Consider the following 15,779-nt stretch of genomic DNA (forward strand, 5'->3'; position numbering starts at 1 on the left):
CGTCCTCCCCGCGCGACGTCGACCGCTCCCGCGCGTCCTCCCCGCTCCACGCCCGAACGGACTGCCGATGACCGACACCCAGGACCTGCCCGCGGACTGGTCCGCCACCAAACGATCCCTCCTCGCCCAGCGCCTGCGCGGCGCCACGGCTCCGGTGCGGGTGGTCGAGCCCCGCCCGGCCGGCAGCCCGCCGCCCCTGTCCAGCGGGCAGGAACGGCTCTGGTTCATGGACCAGTTCTCGCCCGGCGGGACGGCGTACACGCTCGCCCCGGCCCGGCGGCTGCGCGGGCCGCTGAACCGCCCGGCGCTGGACGCCGCCCTGGCCGCCCTTGTGGCACGGCACGAGGGACTGCGGATGACCTTCCCGGTCACCGAGGACGGCCGGGCCGAGGTCCTGGTCGCCGAACCGGGCCCCTTCGCCGCCGGATTCGTGGACGCCTCGGGCGATCCGGACCCCGAGCGAAGAGCCGCGGACGAGATCGCGGCACTGGTCGCCAGACCCTTCGACCTCGCCGCCGGGCCGCTGCTGCGAGCCCTGCTCGTCCGGATCGCCGAGGAGGACCACGTCCTCGCCCTGGTCATGCACCACATCGTCGGCGACGGATGGTCGATCGACATCCTCAACCGGGAACTGGACGCCCTCTACGCCCGGTACGCGGACGGTGCGGAGCGCGAACTCCCGCCCCTACCAGTGCAGTTCGGGGACTACGCGCGCTGGCAGCGGGACCGGCTGGACAGTGGCGCGCTGGCCGCCTCCCGCGACTACTGGCGCACCGAACTCGCCGACGTCCCCGCCCTGGAACTGCCCGCCGACCGCCCCCGGCCGCCGCTGCTCACCTTCGACGGCGCGGCCGTGGAACTGCACTGGAGCCCGGAACTCGCCCGCGCCGTCGCCGACTGCGCCCGCGCCCACGGGGCCTCCACGTACATGGTGCTGATGGCCGGGCTCCAGGTGCTGCTCGGCCGGCACACCGGTCAGAGGGACTTCGCGATCGGTTCGGCCGTGGCCGGCCGGCTCCACCGGGAGCTGGAGGCGGTGGTCGGGGCCTTCGTCAACATGCTGCCGATCCGGGCCCGGCTGGAGGAGGGCCTCACCTTCGCCGAACTGGTCGGCCGGGTGCGGGAGACGACGCTGAACGCCTACACCCACCAGGAGGTGCCCTTCGAGCAGATGGTCGCCGACCTGGACATCGAGCGGGACGTCAGCCGCTCGGCGGTGTTCCAGGTGACCTTCGCCTTCCAGAACTACGGCGAGCGCGCGGCCCCCACCGCACCCGCCGCCACGGCGGAGGGATTCGGGCACGCCGCCACCACCAGCCACTCCGACCTCGCCTTCTACCTGCGGGAGAAGAAGGACGGCGGGCTCTTCGGCCTGATCACCTACCGCACCGACCTCTTCGACGCGGACACCGTGCGACGGCTCGTCGAGCGCTTCGAGGTCCTGATGACGGCGGCCGCGGCCGATCCGGACCGAGCCGTCGGGGACCTGCCGGTGTCGACCGCCACCGAGCACCGGGACGTGCTCGAACGCTGGGCGGCCGGCCCGGACCTCCCCGAGGGCGGACCGGGGACGCTGACCGCGCTGCTCGCGGCGGCGGCCCGGCAGGCCGGGGACCGGCCCGCGCTGGTCTTCGAGGACGCCACCGTCACCCACCGCGAACTCGACGCCCGGGCGACGGCCCTGGCGCGGCGGCTGCGGGCCCTCGGCGTCGGCCGGGACGACCGGGTGGCGGTCTGCCTGGAGCAGTCCCCGGACCTGGCGGTGGCCCTGGTCGGCGTGCTGAAGGCCGGCGGCTGCTACCTGCCGCTGGACCCGGAGCAGCCGCCCGCGCGGCTCGCCCACCTGGTGGCCGACGCGGACACGCGTGTGCTGGTCACGGACTCGGTGCTGCGGGAGCGGTTCCCCGGGTACGGCGGCGCCGAGCTGCTGATGGACCAGGCAGACCCGGCACCGGACGACACGCCGCTCCCCGAGGCCTCCGGCCCGGACGACCTCGCGTACGTCATCTACACCTCCGGCTCCACCGGGCAGCCCAAGGGCGTCGCCGTACAGCACCGGGAGATCCTCAACTACCTGGCCGGCGTGCGGGAACGGCTGCGGATCGAGCCCGGTGCCCGCTACGGGCTGCTGCAGTCCCTGTCGTTCGACTTCAGCATCACCATGCTCTACCTGGCGCTCACCACCGGCGGCCGGGTGCACCTGCTGCCGCGTCGCATCGCCGGAGCCGAACTCGCCGACCGCATCGAGGCGTCGGCCCTCGACTACCTCAAGATGACGCCCTCCCACCTGGCCGCGCTGTCCGCCGACGCCCCGCTCGAACGCCTGCTGCCGCGCCGGGCCCTGGTGCTCGGCGGGGAGGCCTCGTCCTGGGCCTGGGCCGCCGACCTGGCCGCCAGGGGCGGCTGCGCGGTGTTCAACCACTACGGCCCGACCGAGGCGACGGTCGGCGTCACCGTCCACGAGGTCCTCCCGGGGGAGCACGGCCCGGGGAACACACCGATCGGCACCCCGCTCGCCGGCGCGCGCTGCTACGTCCTGGACGGGGCCGGGCGGCCGGTGCCGCCCGGGGTGACCGGTGAGCTGTACCTCGGCGGGCACCGGCTGGCCCGCGGCTACCTGGGCCGGCCCGAGCTGACGGCGGAACGTTTCGTCGAGGACCCGTTCGCCGGCGGCCGGATGTACCGCACCGGCGACCTGGCCCGCTGGCGGCCGTCCGGGTCCACCCGGCCGGTGGGGGCACCCCCGAGCCGCCAGGCCGGGGGCGCCGGGGAAGGCGTGCTGGAGTACCTGGGCCGCGCCGACGACCAGATCAAGGTCCGCGGCTACCGGGTCGAGCCCGGCGAGATCGAGGCCGCGCTCACCGCGCTGCCCGGCGTCACCCAGGCCTTCGTGACCGTCCGGGGCGAGGGGATCAGACAGAACCTCGTCGCCTACCTCGAACGCGCGAGCGGCGGGACCGTCCCCGCCGCCGCCGAGCTGCGGGCGGCGCTCGGCGAGGTCCTGCCGGACTACATGGTCCCCGCCCGGTTCGTCGTCCTGGACCGCCTGCCGCTGCTGGCCCACGGCAAGGTCGACCGCAAGGCGCTGCCCGAACCCGAGGACGCCGCCCCGGCCGCCGGCCGCGTCGAACCCGAGGGCGAGACCGAGACCCTCATCGCCGCGATCTGGGCCGAGGTGCTCGACGTCGCCGAGGTCGGCGCACTGGACGACTTCTTCGAGATCGGCGGGCACTCCCTGCTCGCCACCCAGGTCGTCGCCCGGCTGCGCCGCGCCTTCCCTGACCTGCCGGTCCCGGTCGGCGTGATGGACCTCTTCCGCTTCCCGACCGTCCGGCAGCTCGCCGGGCTCGTCGCCGACCCGGGCGCCGACCGGGGACCGCGAGGGCTGCTGCACCGGCTCACCCCGGAGCGCCGCCGCACCACCGCCAGCGTGGTCTGCGCGCCCTACGGCGGCGGCAGCGCACTGATCTACAAGCCGCTCGCCGACGCCCTGCCCGAGGACTGGGCGCTGCACTCCATCGCCGTCCCCGGACACGAACTCGGCGAGGAACCGATGGACGTCGACGAGGTCGCCGACCGGTGCGCGCGCGAGATCGTCGAGGGCGTCGAGGGCCGGATCGTGCTGTACGGGCACTGCGGCGTCGGAGTGCGCCTCGCCATCGAGATCGCCCGCCGGGTCGAGGCCGCCGGCCGGGAGATCGACGCCGTCCACCTCGGCGGCATCTTCCCCTTCGCCCGCCCCAGGGGGCGCGGCGCCGCGGTCGGGGAACGGTGGGCCGGACTCCTCGACCGGATGCGCAGCGACCAGGACATGATCAACGGCCTGGCCGCCGCCGGGATGGACACCGACGACCTGGACCCGGAGCAACTGCGGCTGATCGTCCGCAACCGCCGCACCGGCACCAAGGACGTCGAACGGTACTTCACCCGGATGTTCGGCACCGAGGGCGGACGGATCAAGGCCCCGGTGATCGCGGTCTGCGGCGACCGCGACCCGGCCACCGAGTTCTACCAGGAGCGCTACCGCGAGTGGCACCGGATCGCCGACACCACCGCCGTGGTGGTCCTCGACGAGGCCGGCCACTTCTACCTCAAGTACCGGGCCGCCGAACTCGCCGCCGTCGTCACCGGCGTCCACCGCTCGATCGCCGCGGGTCAGGAGGACCGCCACCGCCGGACGGACGGCGCCACCTGGTGGCTGGCCGGGCTCTCCCGGGACGCCGAACGGCCGGCTGCCGAGGGCGCGCGGCCGCCCGTCCGCCCGACCATGCGCCGCTTCCTCACCGTGGCCTCCGGGCAGCAGGTGTCGATGATCGGATCGGCGCTCACCGAGTTCGCCCTCCCGGTCTGGATCTACCTGCGCACCGGCTCCCTCGCCCAGTTCGGGCTACTGGCCGCCTGCGGCCTGGTGCCCGGCATCCTCGCCGCCCCGGTCGCCGGCGCGATCGTCGACCGGGGGGACCGGCGCCGGACCATGCTCCTCGGCGACCTCGCCGCCGGCCTCACCCAGGCCGTCCTGCTCCTGCTGTACGCCACCGGCGGCCTCGAGGTCTGGCACGCCTACGCGCTCGTCGCGGTGCTCTCCGCCGCCCTCTCCTTCCAACGGCTCGCCTGGAACGCGGCCGTGCCGCAGCTCGTCCCCAAGCGCTACCTCGGCCGCGCCAACGGCGTGGTCCAGATGGCCTTCGGCCTCGCCCAGTTCCTCGTCCCGCTGTTCGCCGTGGGCCTGCTCGCCGCGATCGGGCTCGGCGGCATCCTCGCCCTCGACGTGGCCGGCTACGCCGCCGCCGTCGCCGTCACCCTGGCCGTACGGTTCCCGGACGTGATGGGCTCGACCCGGCGGGAGAGCATCCCCGCCGAGATCCGCGAGGGCTTCCGGCGGGCCCTCGGCAGCCGCCACTTCCGCGCGATGCTGCTGTACTTCGCCGTCCTCAACGTCTTCCTCTCCCCGCTGTTCCTGCTGACCACCCCGCTCGTGCTCTCCTTCGCCCCGCTCTCGGCGGCGGGCTGGGTGTCCACGGCGGCCGGCCTCGGCGCCGTGCTCGGCGGGATCACCCTGGTGGCCTGGGGCGGACCGCGCCGACGGAAGCTGCGAGGGGTGCTGCTCGCCACCCTGGCGGTCGCCGGGGCCTGCCTGCTCACCGGGCTGCGCCCGTCGATCTGGACGGTCGCCCTCGGCGCCTTCGGCATGACCTTCGCCCTCGCCCTGCTCAACGGCTCGTACGCGACGATCGTGCAGACCAAGGTGCCGCTGCGCTTCCACGGCCGGGTGATCGCGGTCAACACCATGGTCGCCTGGTCCACCCTTCCGGTCGGTTTCGCCGTCGTCGCCCCCTTCGGCCCCGGACTCCTCCAACCCCTGATGGACCGTGACGGCGCCCTCGCCGCCACCGTCGGCCGGCTCATCGGCACCGGCGACGGCCGCGGCATCGGACTGCTCTACCTGCTGTTCGGCCTCGCCATGGCCGCCCTCGCGCTGGTCTGCCTCGCCGTCCCGGTGCTGCGCCACTTCGACCGGGACGTCCCCGACGCCGAGCCCGACGACCTGGTCGGTCTGCAGACCCTCCAGGAGCGGGCCGCCGGCACCGCCGCACCCGCCGGCACCGCGGGCAGCGCCGGCACCGTGGGAACCGCCGCACCCGCCCTTCCGCACCCCTCCGAGACCGAGGTGACCGTCCGGTGACCACCGCCACCCACCCACTGACCGCCGAACAGCGCCGGCTCTGGTTCCTCCAGCAACTCCACCCGGAGGACGCCGGTTTCAACATGTACCTCAACCGGCGCTGGACCGGGCCGATCGATCCGCGGGCCCTGCGCACCGCCCTCGGCCGGCTGGCCGAGCGCCACGAGATCCTCCGCACCCGCTTCGGGTACGACGGCCCCGAGGCGGCGGAGCCCGTCCAGCTGGTCCAGCCGCCCGCCGAGATCGACCTGGTCACCCTCCGGCTCCCGGAGGGCGCCACCGAGGCGGACTTCACGGACGCCTGCCGCCCCTCCGTCAACGCGCCGTTCGACCTCGCCGCCGCGCCGCCCCTGCGCGCGACCCTGATCAGCGCGGGGGAGCGGGAACACGCGGTCAGCGTCGTCGTCCACCACATCGTCGCCGACGGCTGGTCCTTCCGCACGATGTGGCGAGAACTGCTGGCCCTCTACCGCGAGGCGATCGGCGAGGCCCCCGCCGTCCTGCCGCAACTCCCGCTCCAGTACGGCGACTTCGCCCGCGCCGAACAGGCCAGGACCGGCGGGCAGGCAGGCGAGGAGGCGTTCCGGTTCTGGGCGGACCGGCTCGCCGGCACCGGAGCGCTGCGCCTCCCCTTCGACCGGCCGAGACCGGCGAACCCCACCAGACCCGCCGGCTTCGTCACCGTCGACCTCGGCCCCGAGCTGACCGCCGCCCTCGACCGGCTGGCCCGGCAGGAGCGGTGCACCCCGTTCATGGTGCTGCTCACCGGCTACCAGTGCGTGCTCGCACGCTGGACCGGCTGCCGGGACTTCGTGGTCGGCACCCCGCTGGCGGGCCGCACCGAGGCCGCGCACGAGGCGCTGCTCGGCTACTTCAACCGCACCGCGGTGATCAGGTCGGACCTGACCGGCGACCCCGGCTTCCGCGAGGTGCTGAAGCGGACCAGGTCCGCCGCGCTCGCCGCCCTGAGCCGCCCCGACGCCCCGGCCGAGCGGCTCGCCGCCCACCTCGGCCTGCCCGCGGACACCGGAGCCGGCCCGCTCTACCAGGCCGTCTTCGTCCACCAGAGCCAGAACGACCTCGCGGACGGCTCCGGCGAGCCCGCGCTGCCCGCGGACGTCCGCACGACGAGCATGGACTCCGGCTTCGAGCAGGCCAAGACCGATCTGCTGCTCGACAGCTGGCGCACCGCCGACGGCGGCATCACGCTCTCCTTCTGCCACGACCGCGAGCTCTTCGACCGGGAGACCGTCGAGGCGCTCGGCCGCCGGTGCCGCGAGCTGTACGCGCGGATCGTCGAGGACCCGGAACTCCCGCTGTACGGCGACTGGTTCGTCGGAGCCGAGGAGCGGGCGGCGCTGCTCGCCCTGGGGGCGGGGCCGGCGGCTCCCGCCACCGTGCGCACGGTGCTGGAGCGGTTCGCCGACCAGGTCGCCGCGCGACCGGACGCGCCGGCGCTGGACTGCGACGGCCGGACGCTGTCCTACGCCGAACTCGACCGGCGGTCCACCGAACTGGCGCACCGGCTCGGCCCGGTGGCCGGCCGGGTGGTCGCGGTGTCGATGGCGCCCTCCTTCGAGCTGGTCGTCGCCCTGACGGCGATCTGGAAGGCGGGCGCCGGCTACCTCCCGCTCGACCCGGCCCACCCCGAGGACCGCCGCGCCCTGATGGTCCGCGAGGCCGACGCCGTCCTCACCCTCACCGGCGCGGACTCGCCGAACGCCGACGCGGCCGACCTCGCCCCGCCCGATCCGCGGGGCCTGGCCTACGTCCTCTACACCTCCGGCTCCACCGGCACGCCGAAGGCCGTCGCGGTCGACCACGCGGCGGTGTCCGCCCGGGTCGACTGGATGGCGGGCCCGGACGGCTACGCGCTGGGCCCCGCCGACCGGATCGTCCAGTTCGCCTCCCTCGGCTTCGACACCCACGTGGAGGAGCTCTGGCCGGCGCTCGCGGCCGGGGCGTGCGTCGTGCTGCTGCCCGGTGGCGGCCGGACCCTGCCCGACCTGCTGGCCGGCCCGTCCGGCCGGTCCGTCACCGTGCTCGACCTGCCGACGGCCTACTGGGAGGAGCTCGTCGGCCTCGGCGAGCAGACCCGCTGGCCGCAGGCGCTGCGCCTGGTGGTCATCGGGGGTTCCGAGGCGCGCGCCGACACCGTCGCCCGCTGGCGACGACGGCACGGGGACGCGGTCCGGCTGGTCAACACCTACGGCCCCACCGAGGCCACCGTGATCGTCACCGCGGCCGAGCTGACCGCCGCGGACACCGACCGACGGCCCTCGCTGGGCCGCCCGCTGCCCGGGGTCGGGCTCCGGGTGCTGGACGAGCGCGGCGGGCTGCTGCCCCGGGGCTCCGAGGGCGAGCTGTACATCGGCGGCAGCGGCCTGGCCCGGGGCTACCTGGGCCGACCCGACCTGACCGCGACCGCCTTCGTGCCCGATCCCTTCGCCGACGGCGTGATGTACCGCACCGGGGACCGCGCACGGTGGCGGGCGGACGGCCGGCTGGAGTTCCTGGGGCGCGGCGACGCGCAGCTGAAGCTGCGCGGCTACCGGATCGAGCCCGCGGAGATCGAGTCCGTGCTGACCGCGCACCCGGCCGTCGCGCAGGCCGCCGTGCTGGTCCGCGACGGCCGCAGGCTGCTGGCGTACGCCGTCCCCCGCCCGGGTGCCGAGCCCGACCCGGCCGAGCTGCGCGAGCACCTCGCGCTGCGGCTGCCCTCCTACATGGTCCCGGACACCGTGCTCACCCTGGCCAGGCTGCCGCTGACCGCGAACGGCAAACCCGACCTCGCGGCGCTGCCCGACCCCGGGCCGGGCGGCGGGCCGGGCCACGTCGCGCCGCGCAGCGACGCCGAGCACCTGGTCACCGAGCTGTGGCAGGAGGTCCTCGGCGTGCCCCGGGTCGGGGTGTTCGACGACTTCCTCGCGTTGGGCGGGGACTCCCTCCTGGTCACCCGGGTCGCCGCGCGGATCCGGGCCGGCCTCGGTCTCGACATCCCCATCCGCGACGTGTTCGAGAGCAGTACGCCGGCCGCCCTCGCGGCGCGGATCGAGGCGCTGCTGATCGCCGAGATCGACGCGCTCACCGAGGAGGAGGCGGCGGGGCGGCTCTCCGGCTGAGCGGTCGTGGTCCGGCTCCGGCGTATCCGCGCGGCGGACCGGGCGGAAGGCGATGCGTGGGAGGCGATGCGGGGGTGTGGCCGGTGACGGCCGCACCCCCGCTGTCGTTCTGTCAGAGCCCGGCTGCCCCGGTCAGCGCGGCGGCGAGGTCCTCGGCCAGCGCGGCCACCGTCCCGGCCTCGAAGGCGTGCTCGTTGTACCGCAGCCAGCACCGCAGCCCGCCGTCCGGCAGCTCGGTGACCGCGAGCTCCGGGACGTGCCGGTCGCCGCCCGGCAGCGGGTACGGCACGGTGGCGTTGCGCGGCAGCTCCCATGCGGCGCAGGCCACCCCCGGCAGCTGGGCCGGCGCGCTCCAGCTCTCGTACCGCAGCCAGGCCGCGAACGGCGCCAGCGGGCTGAACTCCGCGAACGGGTACAGCTGGTGGTCGAGCGCGGCGGTGGCGGCGGACCGGACCCGGTCCAGCAGTTCGGCGAACCCGGGCGAACCCGACACGTCCACCCGCACCAGCAGCGACTGCACGAAACAGCCGACCGCCCGCTCCGCCTCCGGGCGGGTCCGGCCCGGCACCGGCGTCATGAGGACGAAGTCCGGCTGTCCGCTGCGGGCGGCCAGCAGACCGCTCCAGACCGCCGCCACCGCGAGGAACGGGGTGGCCCCCAGCTCCGCCGCCCTGGCCCGCAGCGCGCCCGCCGCCTCCGGGGGCACCGTGAAGGCGTGGGCGGCGCTCAGCACCACCTCGGTGTGCCGGCGCCCCGGGAAGGGGTCGATCGCCTCGGGCGCGTCCGCGAGCGCCGCCGCGAAGTGCGTCCGGGAGGCCGGCCAGTGGGCGTTCGACCACTCCACCAGTTCGCGGTACTCCGGGCCGGGCCGGGGCGCCGGGGCCTGCCGGCCGTGGCGCAGCGCCGAGTACGCCACCCCGAGGTCGCGCAGGAGCAGGCCCAGCGACCAGCCGTCGCTGACCAGGTGGTGGACGGCCAGCAGGACGACGTGGTTCGCCGGCCCCCGGCTCACCACGGCCAGCCTGGTCATCGGCCCCGTCGCGACGTCCGTCAACCGGTCGCGCACGGCGACCAGTTGCGCCGACACCTCGTCGTCGCTCGCACCGGGCGCGTCCACCAGCACCACGTCCGCGTGCGGTGCGTCGTCCAGGACGGCCCGCAGCACCCCGGGTTCGGTACCGGGCGCCGGGACGAACCTGGTCCGCAGCGCGGGGTGGCGACGGATCGCCTCGTGCAGGGCGTCGGTCAGGACGTCCGTCCGCAGGCCCTCCGTCACCCGGAACATCACCGCCACCGAGCCCACGTTGCGGCCCGGGACCTCGGCCATCCAGCGCAGGAAGTTCTCCTGCTGGGAGGTGAGCGGCAGGTCGTGCGGCTGGGCGCGCAGCTCGCGGAGGAAGTCCGAGCCGTCCTCGCGGTCCGACTCCTCGGCCCCGGACTTCTCCGCCGGCCCGGTCGGAGCGGCTTCCGCCCGCTCCAGCCAGGCCGCCTGGGCGCGCAGCGAGGGGCGCTCGAAGACGAGCGCGGTACGGGCCGCCACGCCGAACTCGGCGGAGATCGCGGCGGCCAGCTGGACGGCGCGGAACGAGTCCCCGCCGAGGGCGAAGAACTCGTCCTCCACCGCCCGGACCGGCCGTCCCAGCACGGCCCGCCACAGCGCGGCGAGCGCGAGCTCCCGCTCCGTCTCCGGGGCCCTTCCGCTCACCGGGGCGGGTTCCTCGAACGCGGTCCGCAGCCGGTGCTTGAGCACCTTGCCGCTCGGATTGCGCGGCAGGGAGTCCACCACCAGGATGCGTACGGGCAGTTCGGGCCTGGCGAGCCGCTCGCTCAGGAAGAGCCGCAGCCCGTCGAGATCGATTCCGCCCGGCCGCGGGATCACCGCGGCGACCGGCACCTGGCCCATCACCGGATGGGGCAGGCCGAGCGCGGCCGCGTCGGCGACCTGCGGGTGCTCGTGCAGCACGGCCTCGATCCGCAGCGTCGAGACCTTCAGAGCACCGGACTTGACGATGTCGCTCTCCCGGTCGACCAGGTGGAGGAAGCCGTCCCCGTCCAGTCGGCCGAGATCGCCCATGCGCACCCAGCCGTCGCGGAAGACGGTGTCGGAGGCGGCTGGGGCCTCGGCTGCGCTTCCGGTCCCGGTCCCTGCTCCGGTCCCGGTCCCGGTCTCGGTCTCGGCTCCGGCGTATCCGCGCGGCGGGCCGGGCTGGCGCAGCCAGATCTCGCCGGTCCCGCCGGGCGGCACCGGCTCCCCGGCCTCGTCCAGGATCCGCAGTTCGGCCGGGTCGGTCGGGCGGCCCACCGAGCCCGGTCGGCCGGGGTCCACCACCGCGGATATCTGGGCGGGGGAGGCCTCGGCCGAGGTGTAGGTGTTGACGACCGTCGCCTTCGGCAGCGCGGCGCTCAGCCCGGCGGCGACGGCCGGCGGGAGGGCGGCGGCGGTGGAACCGACCAGCAGGACGCTGCCGAGGTCCCGGCGGTCGGCGACCCCGGAGTTCAGCAGTTCCACCGCCATCGACGGCACCAGGAAGACCGTGCCGGCGCCGAACTCCTCGACCACCCGACCGAATTCCTCCGCGTCGAAGCGCGGCAGGCAGATCGTCGCGGGCTGCGCGGTCAGCGCGTTCACCAGGACCGCCTGGGCGGCGTTGGTGCCGATCGGGAAGGCGTGCACCGCGTGCCGCGAGTGCGCGTACGGGCGGGGGCGGGGGTCGAGGACCAGGCCGGCGGTCAGGCTCGCGTGGGCGGCCCGGACGCCCTTCGGGGTGCCGGTCGTACCGGAGGTGCCGATGATCTGGGCCAGGTCCCCGGGGGCGACCCGGTGCGGCGGCTCGTTCCCGTCCGGGGAGTCGAGGTCGTCCCGGCCGCCGAGGTCGTCGAGGCCGAGGGTGGGCAGCGCGGTGCGCGGGCCGTTCCCGGCGAGCGCCCAGCGCGCCCCGGCGGCCTCGATCAGCCGCTCCACATCGGCCGGGGCCAGGTCCTCGCGGATCACCAGCCCGGCCGCGCCCGCGTAGTGGGCGGCCAGGAACGCCACGGCGTACTCGTCCCACTCCCGGTTGGTGAACAGCAGCGCCACCGTGTCCCCGGGCCGCACGCCCGCCCGGGCCAGCCCGTGCGCGGCCCGCACCGCCCGCTCGCGCCACCGGCGGTAGGTGAGGCTCCCGCCGCCGGGCACGAGCAGCGCGGTGCGGTCGGGATGGAGCGCCGCCCGGTGGTCCAGGAGCGCCGGAAGCGTGAGCGGAACGGAGGCGGGCTGGGCGCTGATGACGACTCCCGGGAGGCTTTCGGAGCGCGGCGGACCGATGCCGGAGGAAGATCGGCCGCTGATTGGTCCAGACCGTATCGGAACGGTGAAGGCGGGCGCCAGATCCGTTCACATGTCGTCATGACCCTTGGCGCGCGGGCCCGGAGACGTCGGCCCGGAGACGTCGGCCCGCCGGGGCCCGGGGTCAGGGGATCTCCGGCCAGCCCGCCGTCAGTCGCCCGCGCTCCTGCCACTGCCGTACCCCCGGCCCGTCCGGGTCGCGTCGGCGGCAGAACTCCTCCAGCCGGGCGCACTGGGCGAGCATGGCGGCCCGGCGCCGCGGCCAGGGCGGCACCGGCTGCCCGTAGGCGTCGAAGAGGTGGTGCAGGGCACCGACCTGATCCGGGTGGTGCGCGCGGACGATCCACTCGCACCAGGCCAGGTCCTCCACGGGCTCTCCCGGACGGGCGAACTCCCAGTCCAGCAGGCCGGTGACGGCGAAGGTGGCGGGGTCCAGCAGCAGGTTGTTGGGCCCGAAGTCCCCGTGCACCAGCACCGACCCCGGGCGCGCCGGAACCTCGCCGGTCACCGCGGGGTCGACGGCCTGGAGCCGCCGCAGCACCCGCCCGCAGGCGGCCAGGACCCGCGCGCCGTGCCCGGCGTCCAGCAGGTCCTGCGCGGGCACCCCGGGCAGGTGGCCGAGCGTGATGGCGCCCGGCTCGGCCGCGAGCACCGGGGGAACCGGCAGCAGTCTGTGCAGCAGGGACAGCAGCCGCTGCTCGCGCCGGCCCCGTTCCTCGGCGTCCGGCCCTTCGTAGCGCTTCACGACCACGGTGCCGTCGCCCGCGGTGCGGTTGGTGTAGCCGTGCGGGAGGGGGCGCAGCCCGGACGGTCCGCCGCTCATCTTCGCCACTCCTCGGCCAGCAGCCCGAGTACGACCTGGTCCACGAACTCCCCGTTCGCCCAGGCGGCTTGGCGCAGCCGCCCCTCGACGGTGAAGCCGACGCCGGTGGCGGCCCGGAGCATCGGGGCGTTGTCCGCCAGCGTCTCCAGTTGGAGGCGGCGCAGGCCGAGCACCGGGAAGGCGTAGTGGCAGAGCACCCGCAGGACGTCCGGCGCGAGCCCGCGCCCCCGGTGCCCCGGCAGTAGGGCGAGGCCCACGTGGGCGCCGCGGTTGTGGGCGTCGATGCCCCACAGCAGCGCCTCCCCGGCCAGCTCCCCGGAGGCCGTCTCGACCACCGAGAAGCACGCCGCCTCGTCGGACGGCCCGGAGACCGCGTACGGGGAGTCCGCCGATCCCGGAGGAATGGGCCGCCAGGGGCGGGAGTCGGCCCGCGAGCGCGTCGCCACGTCGTCGTACAGCTCGGCCAGGAGCACCGGGAGGTCGGCGTCGTGGCGGGCCCGGAGGGTAATGTGGGTGCCTTGTAACATGTCACATGTTTACCATCGGCGGCCCGGCCGTGACCACAGGTTTTCTCCGGGGCCACGGGGCGTGGGCCGCGGGCTGTCGTCATCCGGTCCCGGACCACCGGGCGCAGATAGATCCTCGGCGAGCCGGTCACCGACGGGCCACCCGGTGGCGCGCGACGGCCTCGGCCGCATCCGGCGGTGGGGTTCACCCGGACGGAACCGTGTGTTGACCGCTGTCGGGGGCGGCCACTCCATTAGAAGGTTTGTATGAGAAACATTCATTATGGAACCGGTGGAATCGCCGCCTCGGCCGCCCTCGCGGCCCTGCTCGTCTGCGCCCCGCAGCAGGCGTTGGCCGCCCCCGGCACCCACACCTTCGAGTACCGGGGCGCGCCCGAGCAGTACGTCGTCCCCGCGGGGATCTGCGAACTCGTGGTCCAGGCCTCCGGCGGTGCGGGCGGCGACGCCGTCTACGGATCGCCCGGCGGGAAGGGCGGCCAGGTGCGGACCACGGTGCAGGTCACGAGCGGTCAGGTCCTGACCGTCGACGTGGGACAGGCGGGCAGCGGAGGCGACCTCTCGGTGCCCGGCAGCACCTCCTACGGCGGCTACGGCGGTGGTGGCCAGGGAGGTTCCTACAGCGCCGACCACCACCCCGGGAACGGTGCCATCGGCGCCGGCGGCGGCGGCGCCACCACCGTGACGACGGGCGGCAGCGCGCTGATCGTCGCGGGTGGCGGCGGCGGAGGCGCCGGCAGCTTCTCCGACAACGGAACCGCGCGCGGCGGCGACGGCGGGCAGGCCGGAACCGACGGAGCCGACACCGGCCAGAGCCCGGCGGGCAAGGGCGGCAAGTCGGGCGGCAGCGGGGGAGCGGGTGGCGCGGGCGGGGTCGCCACGGCCGACTCCGACCACGACGGCGTCGCCGGCGGCAGCGCCACCGGCACCAAGGGCGGCGACGCGGCGATCAATGTCGGTGACCCCCACATGGGCACGGGCGGCGGAGGCGGCGGAGGGGCCCACGGGGGCGGCGCCGGCGGCTCGTCCACCGCGGGCACGCTCGACGGCGGCGGGGGAGGCGGAGGCTCCAGCCTCGGACCGGCCTCCGCGACCTTCACCACCGGAGCGCGCAGCGGCAACGGGGAGGTCGTGATCCAGGAGGTGGCCTGCGCGACGCCGTCCCCGTCCCCGTCCCCGTCCTCCACCGCGACCTCGTCCCCCACCTCCTCGCCGTCCCCGACCTCCTCGCCCACCCACTCGCCGTCCCCGACGACCTCGCCCACCCACTCGCCGTCCCCGACCTCCTCGCCCACCCACTCGCCGTCGGCGACCGCCGGCCCGAGCCACACGGCGACCGCCGGGCCGTCCCCCACGGGCGGGCCGAGTCACCACCGCCCGCCCGAGCAGGGCCCCGGTCACGGAGGGGGCCAGTTGCCCGAGACCGGGAGCAGTACTCCCGCCCTCGTGATCAGCGCCCTGCTCTGCGTGGGCGCCGGTGCCGCCGTGTTCGGCCTCGCCCGTCGCAACGGCCGCCGGCGCTCCTGACGGTGCGTCCTGCGGATCCCCGCCCGCGGCACGGGAAGTCGGCCGGCCCGACCTCCCGTGCCGTTGCCGTGCCGCGCGGCGTTCAGCCCCGCCTCGGCCCGCGGGTCCGACGGCCGCCCGTGGAGCCGGGCTCAGCGGCGCCGGTCGGCGTCGGGGTGCCCGGCCGGGGGCTCGGGTTCGAGGACGAAGACCGGGATCACGCGGTGGGTCTTCTCCTGGTACTCGGCGTACGGCGGATACGCGGCGACGGCGCGCTGCCACCACCGGGCCTTCTCGTCCCCGGTGAGTTCACGGGCCGTCATGGCCCGGCGTTCGGGGCCGTCCTGGAGTTCCACGTGCGGGTCGGCCTTGAGGTTGGAGTACCAGGCCGGGTGTTGCGGGAAGCCGCCCTTCGAGGCCACCGCCGCGTAGCGCCCCTTGTGCTCCACACGCATCAGCGGGATCTTGCGGATCCGGCCGCTCTTCGCGCCGCGCATCGTGACGATGACGACCGGCAGGCCGGTCTCCCAGAGCGTCGTGCCGCGCGTGCCGCCCGAGCTCTCGTACAGCTCGACCTGGTCGCGCACCCACTGCGCCGGACTCGGCTCGTACTCGCCCTCAAGAGGCATCGCGTTCACCTCGTTGTCGTGTGCGGATCATGCCGGGACGGTCCCCCGCGGGCCTCGCGCGACGGGGCGACCGCCGGTCCGGCTCCGCCGACAGCCTCCAGTGTGACGGCAGGGTTCCGGTGCCGCACCCGGCTCTGCGAATCCGCGGTTCGGGGAAGCCTCCGGTG

The 15,779-nt window shown here is 75.5% G+C and carries 7 protein-coding genes; 3 read left to right on the forward strand and 4 right to left on the reverse strand.

The window, feature by feature from the left end:
- Positions 1–67: 67 nt before the first annotated feature.
- Both ACFWP2_RS14955 and ACFWP2_RS14960 read left to right on the forward strand, forming a co-directional pair.
- Positions 68–5,683 carry an amino acid adenylation domain-containing protein gene (locus ACFWP2_RS14955; protein WP_380450991.1) on the forward strand — a complete coding sequence of 1,872 codons (5,616 nt, stop codon included), beginning with the start codon at positions 68–70 and terminating at the stop codon, positions 5,681–5,683.
- Positions 5,680–8,805, forward strand: coding sequence for an amino acid adenylation domain-containing protein (locus tag ACFWP2_RS14960; protein WP_380450993.1), 3,126 nt, complete (start codon positions 5,680–5,682; stop codon positions 8,803–8,805). Before ACFWP2_RS14955 ends, ACFWP2_RS14960 begins: the two co-directional genes overlap by 4 nt.
- A 112-nt stretch (positions 8,806–8,917) precedes the next feature.
- Here ACFWP2_RS14960 and ACFWP2_RS14965 read toward each other — a convergent pair whose 3' ends face one another.
- From ACFWP2_RS14965 to ACFWP2_RS14975, 3 genes are all read right to left on the reverse strand, one after another.
- Positions 8,918–12,148 carry an AMP-binding protein gene (locus tag ACFWP2_RS14965; protein ID WP_380451179.1) on the reverse strand — a complete coding sequence of 1,077 codons (3,231 nt, stop codon included), beginning with the start codon at positions 12,146–12,148 and terminating at the stop codon, positions 8,918–8,920.
- A gap of 106 nt (positions 12,149–12,254) precedes the next feature.
- Positions 12,255–12,953 (reverse strand): phosphotransferase family protein, encoded by a 699-nt coding sequence (locus ACFWP2_RS14970; protein WP_380450995.1) that lies wholly within the window; start codon positions 12,951–12,953, stop codon positions 12,255–12,257.
- Positions 12,950–13,480, reverse strand: a complete 531-nt coding sequence (locus tag ACFWP2_RS14975) for a GNAT family N-acetyltransferase (protein ID WP_380450997.1) — start codon at positions 13,478–13,480, stop codon at positions 12,950–12,952. The genes ACFWP2_RS14970 and ACFWP2_RS14975 overlap by 4 nt, the downstream gene beginning before the upstream one ends.
- 246 nt (positions 13,481–13,726) lie before the next feature.
- On the opposite strand from ACFWP2_RS14975, the gene ACFWP2_RS14980 reads away from it, so the two are divergent.
- Positions 13,727–15,004 (forward strand): LPXTG cell wall anchor domain-containing protein, encoded by a 1,278-nt coding sequence (locus ACFWP2_RS14980; protein ID WP_380450999.1) that lies wholly within the window; start codon positions 13,727–13,729, stop codon positions 15,002–15,004.
- A gap of 131 nt (positions 15,005–15,135) precedes the next feature.
- On the opposite strand, the gene ACFWP2_RS14985 is transcribed toward ACFWP2_RS14980, so the two are convergent.
- A complete protein-coding gene (locus ACFWP2_RS14985) occupies positions 15,136–15,612 on the reverse strand; it encodes a nitroreductase family deazaflavin-dependent oxidoreductase (RefSeq protein WP_380451001.1) in 477 nt (158 codons plus the stop codon).
- Positions 15,613–15,779 lie beyond the last annotated feature (167 nt).

Source organism: Kitasatospora sp. NPDC058444 (assembly GCF_042721415.1).
GTDB lineage: Bacteria > Actinomycetota > Actinomycetes > Streptomycetales > Streptomycetaceae > Kitasatospora.

Coding starts and splice junctions, on each gene's coding strand:
- ACFWP2_RS14985 (WP_380451001.1), bottom strand. CDS start 15,612: ATGCCTCTTGAGGGCGAGTACGAGCCGAGTCCGGCGCAGTGGGTGCGC.
- ACFWP2_RS14980 (WP_380450999.1), top strand. CDS start 13,727: ATGAGAAACATTCATTATGGAACCGGTGGAATCGCCGCCTCGGCCGCC.
- ACFWP2_RS14970 (WP_380450995.1), bottom strand. CDS start 12,953: ATGAGCGGCGGACCGTCCGGGCTGCGCCCCCTCCCGCACGGCTACACC.
- ACFWP2_RS14955 (WP_380450991.1), top strand. CDS start 68: ATGACCGACACCCAGGACCTGCCCGCGGACTGGTCCGCCACCAAACGA.
- ACFWP2_RS14975 (WP_380450997.1), bottom strand. CDS start 13,480: ATGTTACAAGGCACCCACATTACCCTCCGGGCCCGCCACGACGCCGAC.